At 66.7% G+C, this 12,001-nt stretch carries 11 protein-coding genes; 5 read left to right on the plus strand and 6 right to left on the minus strand.

Annotated features, from left to right (window positions below):
• Positions 1-182: 182 nt before the first annotated feature.
• Both BJF87_RS20540 and BJF87_RS20545 read left to right on the plus strand, forming a co-directional pair.
• Positions 183-1,160, plus strand: coding sequence for an ABC transporter substrate-binding protein (locus BJF87_RS20540; RefSeq protein ID WP_006359430.1), 978 nt, complete (start codon positions 183-185; stop codon positions 1,158-1,160).
• Between the two features lie 78 nt (positions 1,161-1,238).
• A complete protein-coding gene (locus BJF87_RS20545; RefSeq protein WP_006359431.1) occupies positions 1,239-1,727 on the plus strand; it encodes a carbonic anhydrase in 489 nt (162 codons plus the stop codon).
• Positions 1,728-1,808: 81 nt separating this feature from the next.
• Here the strand turns inward: BJF87_RS20545 and BJF87_RS26315 are convergent, their stop codons facing one another.
• The gene (locus tag BJF87_RS26315; RefSeq protein WP_006359432.1) at positions 1,809-1,967 is read right to left on the minus strand and encodes a hypothetical protein; all 159 of its coding nucleotides are present in this window, start codon (positions 1,965-1,967) and stop codon (positions 1,809-1,811) included.
• A 241-nt stretch (positions 1,968-2,208) separates the two neighbouring features.
• Here BJF87_RS26315 and BJF87_RS20550 point away from each other — a divergent pair, with 241 nt between their 5' ends.
• Complete coding sequence (locus BJF87_RS20550; RefSeq protein ID WP_006359433.1) at positions 2,209-5,103, plus strand: DEAD/DEAH box helicase; 2,895 nt, start codon at positions 2,209-2,211, stop codon at positions 5,101-5,103.
• On the plus strand, positions 5,100-5,909 hold the full coding sequence (locus tag BJF87_RS20555; RefSeq protein WP_006359434.1) for a hypothetical protein: 810 nt from the start codon (positions 5,100-5,102) through the stop codon (positions 5,907-5,909). The genes BJF87_RS20550 and BJF87_RS20555 overlap by 4 nt, the downstream gene beginning before the upstream one ends.
• Positions 5,910-5,956: 47 nt before the next feature.
• Here BJF87_RS20555 and nrdF read toward each other — a convergent pair whose 3' ends face one another.
• From nrdF to BJF87_RS20580, 5 genes are all read right to left on the minus strand, one after another.
• The gene (nrdF, locus tag BJF87_RS20560; protein ID WP_006359435.1) at positions 5,957-6,961 is read right to left on the minus strand and encodes a class 1b ribonucleoside-diphosphate reductase subunit beta; all 1,005 of its coding nucleotides are present in this window, start codon (positions 6,959-6,961) and stop codon (positions 5,957-5,959) included.
• Positions 6,962-7,029: 68 nt separating this feature from the next.
• The gene (gene nrdE / locus BJF87_RS20565) at positions 7,030-9,225 is read right to left on the minus strand and encodes a class 1b ribonucleoside-diphosphate reductase subunit alpha (RefSeq protein WP_006359436.1); all 2,196 of its coding nucleotides are present in this window, start codon (positions 9,223-9,225) and stop codon (positions 7,030-7,032) included.
• 99 nt (positions 9,226-9,324) lie between these two features.
• Positions 9,325-9,789, minus strand: a complete 465-nt coding sequence (gene nrdI / locus BJF87_RS20570; RefSeq protein ID WP_006359437.1) for a class Ib ribonucleoside-diphosphate reductase assembly flavoprotein NrdI — start codon at positions 9,787-9,789, stop codon at positions 9,325-9,327.
• Between the two features lie 226 nt (positions 9,790-10,015).
• Positions 10,016-10,252, minus strand: coding sequence for a redoxin NrdH (locus BJF87_RS20575; RefSeq protein ID WP_005198719.1), 237 nt, complete (start codon positions 10,250-10,252; stop codon positions 10,016-10,018).
• A gap of 414 nt (positions 10,253-10,666) precedes the next feature.
• Positions 10,667-11,224 carry an NAD(P)H-dependent oxidoreductase gene (locus tag BJF87_RS20580; RefSeq protein ID WP_006359438.1) on the minus strand — a complete coding sequence of 186 codons (558 nt, stop codon included), beginning with the start codon at positions 11,222-11,224 and terminating at the stop codon, positions 10,667-10,669.
• 111 nt (positions 11,225-11,335) lie between these two features.
• Between BJF87_RS20580 and BJF87_RS20585 the strand changes: the two genes are divergently transcribed.
• On the plus strand, positions 11,336-11,962 hold the full coding sequence (locus BJF87_RS20585; protein WP_035751209.1) for a TetR/AcrR family transcriptional regulator: 627 nt from the start codon (positions 11,336-11,338) through the stop codon (positions 11,960-11,962).
• Positions 11,963-12,001: the final 39 nt, after the last annotated feature.

The raw sequence follows: 12,001 nt of genomic DNA on the forward strand, positions 1-12,001 counted from the left end.
TCGGCCGTGCTCAAACCCCTTTCCTCCTTCGACGCGCCGGGTGGTCTGGCGACCCCGCTCGGTGTCTGCGGCCGACGGTCTGGCGGCCCCGTGGAAGCCTACGCTCGACGCCCCGGCGCCGGTGCTAGGTTGGGCGGGTGCAGAGCAGGGGTAACGGGGTCACGGATGTACGTGTTCGTCGTATGCGGGGACGCCGGCCGGTCTGGGCAGCGGTCCTCGGCGTGGTCGTCGTCGCGGCGTCGGCAGCGTGTTCCGGCGACGAGCCGCTGACCACTCCCGACGGCTCCACCATCTCGACCACTGTCACCCGCGTCGCGGAGGTCAACATCGTCTCCGCCGACCGTGACTTCTCGAAGACCTGCCTCGCGCCCACCCCGGCCGACGACGCCGCCACCGATCCCACCCGCATCGTCGTGACCGATCCGGCGCTCCTGGACGCCCTGTGTGCACTCGGCATCGGCGACAAGGTGACGGCCGTGACCGCTGCCCCTGGTTCGGTGCCCGCCTATCTCGGACCCCGACTGTCGTCGGTGCCGGCGATCGGGACCGCGCCCGACGCCGCAGCTGTGTCGCAGGCCGACGCCGACCTCGTCCTCCTCACTCCCGAGACCGCCGCGTCGTCGAAGCCCTTCGGCTCGGTGCGTTCGGCCACGATCCCCGCCGGCGACTGGCAGGAGCAGTTCCAGGCCGTCGCCGACGCCGTCGGCCGCAGCGAAGCCGGGCGGCAGCGTCTGGCCGAGTTCACGACCGAAGCCGCCAAGACCGGCAGGCGCATGGACGCCTCACATACGCAGGTGTCGCTGGTCCGGTTCGGCGAGGACTCGGAGACCATCGCCGGCATGGACACCTTCGCCGGCCAGGTCCTCGGTGAGATCGGCGTCCAGCGGCCCGGTCCGCAACGGGTCCCCGATTCCTTCCCCGTCACCTCCGAGAACTTCCGTGAGGCCGAAGGCGACCTCATCTATGTGAGCTTTGAAGGTGAGAAGGGCCAGGAGCACGGCGAAGAGGTCCTGCTCAGCGACGAGTGGCTGGGTCTGGGTGCCTCGATGTGGAAGCGCGTGCTCGCCGTCGACGACGCCGTCTGGTACGACTCCTCCGGCCTCGCTGCCGCCTGGCTGGTCCTCAACGACGTCAAGGGTTCGCTCGACGGCAACTCCTGAGCGGCCCCCGCGTCCACCGTTTGGATCAGGCCAGGTCAAACCCTCGCCCTGGACTCTCTGACGCATCACTGTTTGCGCATGACTGTCACCGATCAGTACCTGGCCAACAACGCGGAGTACGCCAAGACCTTCAACGGTCCCCTGCCGCTGCCGCCGAGCAAGCACATCGCCATCGTCGCGTGCATGGACGCCCGCCTCGACGTCTACCGCGTCCTCGGCATCAACGAGGGCGAGGCCCACGTGATCCGCAACGCCGGCGGCGTCGTCACCGCCGACGAGATCCGCTCCCTCGCCATCAGCCAGCGGCTGCTCGGCACCACCGAGATCGTCCTGATCCACCACACCGACTGCGGCATGCTCACCTTCACCGACGACGATTTCAAGCGCGACATCCAGACCGAGATCGGGCAGAAGCCGGAGTGGGCCGCCGAGGCGTTCAGCGACGTCGACGACGACGTGCGGCAGTCGCTCAACCGCATCAAGAACAGTCCGTTCATCACCAAGACCAGCTCGCTGCGCGGGTTCGTGTTCGACGTCGCGACCGGCCTCCTCCGCGAGGTCTCCTGACTCATCTGACTCCAGACAGAACCGACCGGGTACGCGCGGTGCGGCGTACCCGGTCGGTTTCGTCTCGTCGGTCGCTTCTCGTCAGTCCGCGGTGTGGTCCGAGCGCTTCACCGCGTCGGGAGCGTTCTCCCGGGTCGCCATGCCGCCCTCACGTCCGTGGTCCTTGGGGCCGGGCGGGTCCTTGCGAACCTCGGCAGTGCCCTCGTCGTGTTCGGCCTGCTGGTCCTTCGACTGTCCCATCGGTGCCTCCTCGCACTCTCGTGCCGCGTTGAGCCTGCGGAATCGATCTTCTCCCTTACCCTCGTCGGACGATGTGGAAACCGGCAGTGTCGGGGGCCGTCGTTAGACTGGCGGGCGATCCTCGATGCCATCAGAACCGCAGCTCAGTGGGCCGACTCCGCCGGACTCCGCCCCCTCGCCCTCAACCCACCGGCCCCGTTCCGTCGCGCCGCTCCACGTCCTGTGGCGGCCCGGTGTGGGGATGGCCGTGTGGATCGACGGCGAACCGGCAGACCTGCCCGAGCCGCTGCGCGACGCCCTGTCGGGCCGCCGGTTCCGCAGCGAGATCCCGATCGTCGGCGAGGGCAATCGCCGACGGTTCGTCCGGGCGGCGACGCTCGGCCTGACGTCGGCGGTGTCCCTGCTCGACGCGTCTCGGTCGGCGACGGTCACCGGCGATGTCCGGTGGTATCGCTACCTGCTCGACGGCGTACGTTCATTCGTCGCCGCCGGCTCGGTGGCGCCGTCGGCCGAGCAGGTCGCGGGCGAATGGCTGCTCCGCTGGGTCGTCATTCCGACGCCGACGTGGCGCAGCTGGCATGCCGTCGGCCTCGGCAGTGCGCCGGATGCGTTGCTGCACAACGGCTCCCACGCCTCGCTCGACGACTTTCTCGCCGAGCTCGTCGATTACGAATGCCGCACGACGATCGCTCGTTCGATCCCCCGGCTCGGCGAACCGCGTCCGGCGTCGCCCGTCGTCCGCGCGCTGCTGCCCGGCACCGACGTCGGCCCGCCCTGCTCCCCCGAGCGTCTGGCGGCCGCTGTGGGGAGCTGGTCCCGGTGGAATGCCGGCGTGCCACGAGACGACCAGTCACTGATCTTCCGTCTCCACGAACCCGAGTACGACGACCTGACCGAGAGCCATTGGGACGACGCGTGGGACGACGACACCTTCGACCTGCCCACGCGCGACGAGGTCGCCGACGCCTCGCGCTGGCGACTCGAGGTCTGCCGGCGCAGCATCGACGGTCAGATCGAGCCGGTGGCACCCCACCGCCTCGACGCTCATGAACTCGACGAGCTGACCACAGCGCTGGCCACCGCGGTACGCGAGTTCCCCGAACTCGACCGGGCCGACCCGGACCGCGGCTCCCTCGACTTCCTGCTCCCCACCGACGTCGCCGCCGAACTGTTCGCTACCGGCGCCGCGGCACTGGGCGCGGCCGGGATTCCGGTGCTGCTCCCCCGCACCATCGCCGAGGTCCGGCCGAGTCTCACGCTGCGTGCCCTGCCACCACCCGGCGGCGGGGCGCCCGCAGCCATGGTCGGTCTCCGCGAGATCCGTGAGTTCGAATGGAGACTGGCACTGGGTGATTCATCCGACGCCATCACCCTCACCGACGCCGATCTCGACGAATTGTCCGGCCAGAAGGGCGATCTGGTCCGGGTGCGTGGCGTGTGGGTCCGCGCCGAGGGTTCGGCACTGACGCGCGCCGCCGCCTTCGTAGCGACGCAACGTGCTCTCGCCGCAACCCAGCCGCCCGCGGACTTCGGCGAACTGTTCGGTCTCGTGACCGGCGAGTCGGACAAGCTCCCGGTCCCCGTCGCCCGGGTCGAAGGACTCTCGTGGCTCGACGACGTCGCCGAAGGCGGCGCCATCCGACCCGAACCGGTCACACCCCCAACCGATCTGGAAGCCGTGCTGCGGCCGTACCAACAACGAGGGCTGGACTGGCTGGCACACCTGTCGAACCTCGGCGTCGGAGGCGTACTCGCCGACGACATGGGCTTGGGCAAGACCCTCCAGGTGATCGCACTCGAGTGCCACGAGCGCAGCGTCATCGCCGACGACGCCGACCGGCCCGGACCGACGCTCGTCGTCTGCCCGATGTCGCTGGTCGGCAACTGGTCTCGCGAGATAGCGCGGTTCGCACCCGGACTGCGTGTGGCCATCCATCACGGCCCGTCGCGAGCCGCCGGCGCGGTCTTCACCACGATCCGCGATTCCGTCGACATCGTCGTCACAACCTTCGCGATCGCCGGCCGCGACCTCGAACTGCTCTCCCGACATCCCTGGCACCGCGTCGTCGTCGACGAGGCCCAGCACCTCAAGAACGTCAACACCATTGCCTCCAAGGCGATCCGGAACATTCCCGCCGATCGCCGTCTCGCGCTGACCGGCACCCCGGTGGAGAATCGCCTCGAGGACCTGCGCGCGGTGATCGACCTGGTGAACCCCGGACTGTTGGGGTCGGCGTCGGTGTTCCGCGCGCGCTATGCCGAACCCATCGAACGCGACCGCGATCCCGGAGCCCTAAGGCGACTGTCCGCGATCACACGGCCGTTCATCCTGCGCCGCGAGAAGACCGACCCGGCCATCGCCGCCGATCTGCCGGAGAAGGCGGACTTCGCGGTGCGCGCCAACCTCACCGTCGAACAGGCCGCGCTCTACCGCGCGGTCATCGACGAACTCATGGCAGCGCTGCGCGACAAACAGCAGCGCACCCTGCGTCGTCGCAACGTGCTGGCCGCACTCACGCGGCTCAAGCAGGTGTGCAACCACCCGGCGCACTACCTCGCCGACGGCACCGACCTCATCCGCGACGGCGAACATCGTTCCGGCAAGGTCGAATTGCTCGCCGACATCGTCTCCACCGTCGCCGACGAGGGCGACCGCGCACTCGTCTTCACCCAGTTCGCGACGTTCGGCGAGATGCTGTCGGGATGGCTCGCCGAACAGTTCGGCACCGCGATCCCGCTGCTGCACGGCGGACTCGGCCGCACGGAACGCGACCGCATGGTCGCCGGCTTCCAATCCGACGACGGTCCCCCGGTCATGCTGGCAACCCTCAAGGCCGGCGGCACCGGCCTCAACCTGACCGCGGCCAACCACGTCATCCACGTCGACCGGTGGTGGAACCCCGCCGTCGAGGATCAGGCCACCGACCGCGCGTACCGCATCGGCCAGAACCAGAAGGTGTCGGTGCACCGGTTCGTCTGCGTGGGCACCATCGAGGAACGGATCGACGACATGATCGCCAAGAAGCGCGAACTGTCCCGGCTCACCGTCGCCGCCGGCGAGAACTGGGTGTCCGACCTCGCCGACGACGAACTCTTCGAACTCTTCCGGCTCCGCGACGAGGCGGTGAGCGAATGACCGTGCGCAAGAAGGGCACCCAACGCAAAGGCGAACGGGGCACCATCGCCGTCCGCGGATACGGTCTCACGCCGTGGTCGCGGGCGTTCGTCGACGTGGTCGAGGGCCGCGGCGCCGACGGTGAGGCGGCCGCCGACAGCCGACACATCACCAAGGCACGCAGGTACTTCCGTGACCGGCATGTGCGCGGTCTGCGGATCGGTGCGGGCCAGGTGACGGCGTCGGTGGAGGGCACGCAACTGGAACCGTTCGACGTCATCATCACCACCCGCACGGTCGACACACCGACGCTGGCCGGGCTACTCCGCGACCGAGGCGGCGTCGAGGAACTGATGCGACTCACGCGCGGCGAGCAGCCACCTATCCTCGGCGAACTCCTGGTGCCCACCGAATCGGCGGACATCGCCACCGACTGCACCTGCCCCGACGAGGCTCCGCGGTGCGTCCACGCGCTGGTGACGAGCTATGAGATCGCCGCCGAGATCGACCGGTCTCCGCTGACACTGCTGACGGTGATGGGTACCGATCTCCGTGACCTGCTCGCCGAAATCGACTCGCGGCCCGCACAATCCCCCGCCGCCGACGACGACTCGTCGTCGGGCTCGCTGCGGCCCGACGACTTCTACGGCACCTCGTCGCCGTTGCCGCCGCTCCCGTCGGTCCCACGGATGAACCCGCTCACCGCGCTCGACGGTTCGGATCTCCGCGCCGCGCTGCGGGCGACAGGTGTGGCGCCGGCCGACATCGCCGAGACCATCGACGAACTCGGCGATCTCTACGACCGCCTGACCGCCACAGACTTATAGCCCGAACCCGCGCTGGGCGCGGCTTCGGGCTATAAAACGGTGCGGGACTAGAAGTCCCAGTCCTCGTCTTCGGTGTTGACGGCCTTGCCGATGACGTACGAGCTGCCCGACCCCGAGAAGAAGTCGTGGTTCTCGTCGGCGTTGGGCGACAGTGCCGACAGGATCGCCGGGTTCACGTCGGTCTCGTCCTTCGGGAACATCGCCTCGTAGCCGAGGTTCATCAGCGCCTTGTTGGCGTTGTACCGCAGGAACTTCTTGACGTCCTCGGTGAGCCCGACCTCGTCGTAGAGCGTCTCGGTGTAGTCGCTCTCGTTGTCGTACAGCTCGAACAGCAACTCGAAGGTGTAGTCCTTGAGTTCCTGGCGACGCTCCGGCGTCTGCGTCTCGAGGCCGCGCTGGTACTTGTAGCCGATGTAGTAACCGTGGACGGCCTCGTCGCGGATGATGAGGCGGATCAGGTCGGCGGTGTTGGTGAGCTTGGCGCGGCTCGACCAGTACATCGGCAGGTAGAAGCCCGAGTAGAACAGGAACGACTCGAGCAGCGTCGAGGCGACCTTGCGCTTGAGCGGATCCTCGCCACGGTAGTAGTCCATGACGATGCGGGCCTTGCGTTGCAGCTGCTCGTTCTCCTCCGACCAGCGGAAGGCCTCGTCGATCTCCTTGGTGGAGCACAGGGTCGAGAAGATCGAGCTGTAGGACTTGGCGTGCACTGACTCCATGAACGCGATGTTGGTGAGCACCGCCTCCTCGTGCGGAGTGGTGGCATCCGGGATCAGCGACACCGCGCCGACGGTGCCCTGAATGGTGTCGAGGAGCGTCAGGCCGGTGAAGACCCGCATGGTGAGCTGCTTCTCGTATTCGGTCAGCGTGCCCCACGACGGGATGTCGTTGGACACCGGCACCTTCTCCGGCAGCCAGAAGTTGCCGGTGAGGCGATCCCACACCTCGGCGTCCTTCTCGTCGGGGACGCGGTTCCAGTTGATCGCCGAGACCCGGCTGACCAGCTTGATGGGTGCGCCGTCGGCGGGGCTGTGGCTTTCGGTGGAGGTCATGTGACGGTTCCTCGTCTAACTGGTCGAGTGGGGGCCAAAGCTACTGAAAGGCATTGTGTGGCAAAGGATCACAACATGCACGAAACGCAACCCTCCACCTCGGTCCCCTCGAGCGCGATCTGGCGCAGACGGATGTAGTACAGCGTCTTGATGCCCTTGCGCCATGCGTAGATCTGCGCCTTGTTGACGTCGCGCGTGGTGGCGGTGTCCTTGAAGAACAGCGTCAGGCTCAGGCCCTGGTCGACGTGCTGGGTCGCCGCGGCGTAGGTGTCGATGATCTTCTCGTACCCGATCTCGTACGCATCCTGGTAGTACTCCAGGTTGTCGTTCGTCATGTACGGCGCCGGGTAGTAGACGCGACCGATCTTGCCTTCCTTGCGGATCTCGATCTTCGCCGCGACCGGGTGGATCGAGCTGGTCGAGTGGTTGATGTAGCTGATCGAACCGGTCGGCGGGACGGCCTGCAGGTTCTGGTTGTAGATGCCGTCGCGCTGCACGGCTTCCTTCAGCTCACGCCAGTCGTCCTGGGTCGGGATGTGAATCCCGGCCTGCCCGAAGATGTCCCGGACCTTCTGGGTCTCCGGCTCCCACACCTTGGCGGTGTACTTGTCGAAGAATTCACCCGACGCGTATTTCGACTTCTCGAAACCGGTGAACGCCCGACCGCGCTCGCGGGCGATGCGGTTCGACGCGCGGAGTGCGTGGAAGAGCACCGTGTAGAAGTAGATGTTCGTGAAGTCGATGCCCTCGTCGCTGCCGTAGAAGATCCGCTCGCGGGCCAGGTAGCCGTGGAGGTTCATCTGGCCGAGGCCGATGGCGTGAGAGTTGTTGTTGCCGTGCTCGATCGACGGCACCGAGGTGATCGAGGTCTGGTCGCTCACCGCGGTGAGTCCGCGGATGGCGGTCTCGATGGTCTGGCCGATGTCGGGTGAGTCCATCGTCTTGGCGATGTTCAACGACCCGAGGTTGCACGAGATGTCCTTGCCCACCTGGGAGTAGGACAAGTCGTCGTTGAAGGTCGACGCCGTCGAGACCTGCAGGATCTCCGAGCACAGGTTGGAGTGGGTGATCTTGCCGTCGATCGGGTTCGACCGGTTCACCGTGTCCTCGAACATGATGTACGGGTAGCCCGACTCGAACTGCAGCTCGGCGAGGGTCTGGAAGAACTCGCGCGCCTTGATCTTGGTCTTGCGGATACGACGATCCTCGACCATCTCGTGGTAGCGGTCGGTGACGTTGATGTCGGCGAACGGCACGCCGTAGACGCGTTCGACGTCGTACGGGCTGAACAGGTACATGTCGTCGTTGTTCTTGGCCAGCTGGAACGTGATGTCCGGGATGACCACGCCGAGCGACAGCGTCTTGATGCGGATCTTCTCGTCCGCGTTCTCGCGCTTGGTGTCGAGGAAGCGGTAGATGTCGGGGTGGTGGGCGTGCAGGTACACCGCGCCCGCGCCCTGACGCGCACCGAGCTGGTTGGCGTACGAGAAGGAGTCCTCGAGCAGCTTCATGATCGGGATGACGCCCGAGCTCTGGTTCTCGATCTTCTTGATCGGCGCGCCGTGCTCGCGAATGTTGGAGAGCAGCAACGCAACTCCGCCGCCGCGCTTCGACAGCTGCAGCGCCGAGTTGATCGAGCGGCCGATCGACTCCATGTTGTCCTCGATGCGGAGCAGGAAGCACGAGACGGGCTCGCCGCGCTGCTTCTTGCCCGAGTTGAGGAAGGTCGGGGTTGCGGGCTGGAAGCGGCCGGAGATGATCTCGTCGACCAGGTTGCGGGCCAGGGCGGTGTCGCCGTCGGCCAGCGTCAACGCCACCATGCAGACGCGGTCCTCGAAGCGCTCGAGGTAGCGCTTGCCGTCGAAGGTCTTGAGCGTGTAGCTCGTGTAGTACTTGAACGCGCCGAGGAACGTCGGGAAGCGGAACTTCTTGTCGTAGGCGTGCTTGAACAGGCCCTTCACGAATTCGCGGTCGTACTTGTCGAGGACCTCGGGCTCGTAGTAGTTCTCCTCGACGAGGTAGTCGAGCTTTTCGTCGAGGTCGTGGAAGAACACGGTGTTCTGGTTGACGTGCTGCAGGAAGTACTGGCGCGCGGCCTCGCGATCCTTGTCGAACTGGATCTTGCCGTCGGCGTCGTACAGGTTGAGCATCGCGTTGAGCGCATGGAAGTCGAGCTCGCCGGGTTCATGACCCGACGGGCCGGCATGCACGCCCGACTTGCTTGCTGAAGAGGTGTCCGAGACGGCGGCGGCGGTGGGCGACACGACAGATGACTCCTGCGGATAGTGGGGGCTTACCAAGTGCCTCATGGGCAGCGTATGGGCGGGGTGTGACAGTCCGGTGGTGACGCGCTCGGCGGGGCGTCAGGCTGGTGTGGCGTGCAGCGACACACCGGTTGCGAACGCCGGGCTCTGGGCGAAGTCGGCCAGTCCCGCGCGGACGCGGTCGACGTCGTCGGTGGTGCCCATCAGTTCGAATCGGTACAGGTAGGGCACGCGACATTTACGCGAGATGATGTCGCCGGCGTAGCAGAACTCCTCACCGAAGTTCGTGTTTCCCGCCGCGATCACCCCCCTGATCAGGGATCGGTTGTGTTCGTCGTTGAGAAAGCGGATGACCTGCTTGGGGACGAAGCCGCCGGGTTGACCCGTCGCCTTGCCTCCCCCGTAGGTCGGGCAGATCAGCACGTAGGGCTCGTCGACACCGAATTCACCGGCTGCGCCGGTCAGCGGGATGCGCACGGAACGCATGTCCAGCTTCTCGACGAACCGGTGGGTGTTCTCGGAGACCGAGGAGAAGTAGACGATCAACGGCGAGGTGGCCGACATGTCTCCCTCCAACCCTGGTGACGGTGACCGATTGTGATGGCGTTTGTTCGTTGCGCCCGATGTCGGGACGCCTGCTGGTTCCAACGCCGGAACCGTCGTGACCATTTCCCGCATCCGGGCCGATGGCCACACTCATCTCTGCTGTCACATCCCGACGCGGCGGATCCGGCTTCCCCTTCGGATCACACCCGCGGCGGGGTCGATGGTGACGGCAGACGGCGGGAGATCAGGCAGCAGCGGTGGCGAGCGCCTTGATGCGGTCGGGGCGGAAGCCCGACCAGTGCTCGTCGCCGGCGACGACGACCGGGGCCTGCAGGTAACCCAGCGCCATCACGTAGTCGCGGGCTTCCGGGTCCTGGCTGATGTCGACGATCTCGTAGGACAGACCCTGCTTGTCCAGGGCCTTGTAGGTGGCGTTGCACTGGACACATGCCGGCTTCGTGTAGACGGTGATGGAAGACATCGAGTGGTTCTCCTCGGGTCGTTGGAATCGCCAGTGACGTGCAGTTTCCCAGTGTGAAGATGGTGATCTGGGTCACCGGCTTCCTGGCGTTTCCGGAGGAGTACATCCGCTTCCTCTTGTCCGCCTGACTGGTAGGGCAAACACTACACCTAGTGGCTGACATTTCTGGTCACCACAAGGGGTTGTGAATAACATTGGTGGAAGACATGCAGGTCGGACGGGTGCAGGATCATAAATTCCGGCGTGTCACGGTCGCGTCCGGCGTGTCGCTCACAGGTTGTCCAACGGTCCTCCACAACATGTGCACCGCCAGTCCACAAGGCCCGGGTCGCCACCCCTCTTCCTGTGCACCCGGACAGACGACGCCGCGCCGGGCATGTACCCGGCGCGGCGTCGAGGAAAACGGAAGACAGATCAGGCGCTGACGGCGACCTCGTCGACGATGCGGGCGACCGAGGCGACGACCTTCTCCACGATCGCGGGATCGGTCAGGCCGCCCTCGGGGAGCGCGGGGATCTGCAGACCGAGGTCGGCGTCCTCGATCGCGCGGCCGCCGGCGATGCCGACCGACTTACGGGTGTCCTCGCGGGTCCACTGGCCGCCGTACTGGCCGAGCGCGGCGGACAGGACGGCGACGGGCTTGCCGTTGAGGGCCCCGTTGCCGTACGGGCGCGAGAGCCAGTCGATGGCGTTCTTCAACGCGGCGGGGATGGTGCCGTTGTACTCGGGGGTGGCGATGAGCACGCCGTCCGCCTTGGCGACGGCCTCACGCAGGGCGATCACACCGGCGTCGAGGGCGCCCTCGACATCGACGTCTTCGCTGTAGAACGGCAGCGAACCGAGATGGTCGACGACGGTGATGTGAACTCCGGCGGGAGCGTTGTCGGCAGCGACCTGGGCCAGCTGCCGGTTGATGGATGCAGCACGAAGGCTTCCGACGAGCGCTACCAGTTCGACGACTCGATCCGACATGTCATTCCTTTCGACGAGGGCACCGGCCCGCTGAGGGCGGTGGATACGAAGCCAGCAACCGGACCCGGGTCCGATTGATTCCCGATCGGGGTGAAGAGTTACCCTCATCACGTGCCGAACGGGCCAGACCACTCCCCGCTCCAGATTTCCTTCAACACCTCGGGGACCGAACGTGCCGACGCCGCACGCAACCGGCGTCTGTTGCTGGCTGCCGCCAAGAACCTCATCGATCACCACGGTGCCGCCGCGGTGACCATGGAGGCGGTCGCTCGTGAGGCCGGCGTGGGCAAGGGCACGGTGTTCCGGCGCTTCGGCAACCGCACCGGGCTGATGCTCGCACTCCTCGACCACTCCGAATCGGAGATGCAGCAGGCCTACCTCTCCGGACCCGAGCCGCTGGGCCCTGGTGCGCCGCCGCTCGACCGGCTGCTGGCCTACGGCCGCGCCCGGCTCAAACTGACCTGCGACCACCTCGACATCCTGCTCGAGGCGGGAGCGGCCACCGACGACTTCATGACCCACCCGGTGGGCCGCGCGTCGACTCAGCACGTTCAGATCCTGCTGCGGCAGTTGGGATTCGCCGACGATCTCGACTTCATGTCGCTGGCCGTGCAGGCTCCGCTGGCCGCCGGATCGGTCCGGTACCTGATGGTCGAGGTCGGCCTCGATCTCGAGACCATCACCACGCAGTGGCAGGACATGGTCACCGTGCTCGCGACCTCCCGCGGTTCACGCTGACTCCCGCCCGGTCGCGCAGCATCGTCACGACCGTGCCTT

It is taken from the genome of Gordonia sp. CNJ-863 (assembly GCF_001942325.1).
Lineage (GTDB): Bacteria > Actinomycetota > Actinomycetes > Mycobacteriales > Mycobacteriaceae > Gordonia > Gordonia alkanivorans.

Coding starts and splice junctions, on each gene's coding strand:
- BJF87_RS26315 (WP_006359432.1), bottom strand. CDS start 1,967: ATGGGACAGTCGAAGGACCAGCAGGCCGAACACGACGAGGGCACTGCC.
- BJF87_RS20555 (WP_006359434.1), top strand. CDS start 5,100: ATGACCGTGCGCAAGAAGGGCACCCAACGCAAAGGCGAACGGGGCACC.
- BJF87_RS20550 (WP_006359433.1), top strand. CDS start 2,209: ATGGCCGTGTGGATCGACGGCGAACCGGCAGACCTGCCCGAGCCGCTG.
- BJF87_RS20580 (WP_006359438.1), bottom strand. CDS start 11,224: ATGTCGGATCGAGTCGTCGAACTGGTAGCGCTCGTCGGAAGCCTTCGT.
- nrdI (WP_006359437.1), bottom strand. CDS start 9,789: ATGTCGGCCACCTCGCCGTTGATCGTCTACTTCTCCTCGGTCTCCGAG.
- BJF87_RS20540 (WP_006359430.1), top strand. CDS start 183: ATGCGGGGACGCCGGCCGGTCTGGGCAGCGGTCCTCGGCGTGGTCGTC.
- BJF87_RS20575 (WP_005198719.1), bottom strand. CDS start 10,252: ATGTCTTCCATCACCGTCTACACGAAGCCGGCATGTGTCCAGTGCAAC.
- nrdF (WP_006359435.1), bottom strand. CDS start 6,961: ATGACCTCCACCGAAAGCCACAGCCCCGCCGACGGCGCACCCATCAAG.
- BJF87_RS20545 (WP_006359431.1), top strand. CDS start 1,239: ATGACTGTCACCGATCAGTACCTGGCCAACAACGCGGAGTACGCCAAG.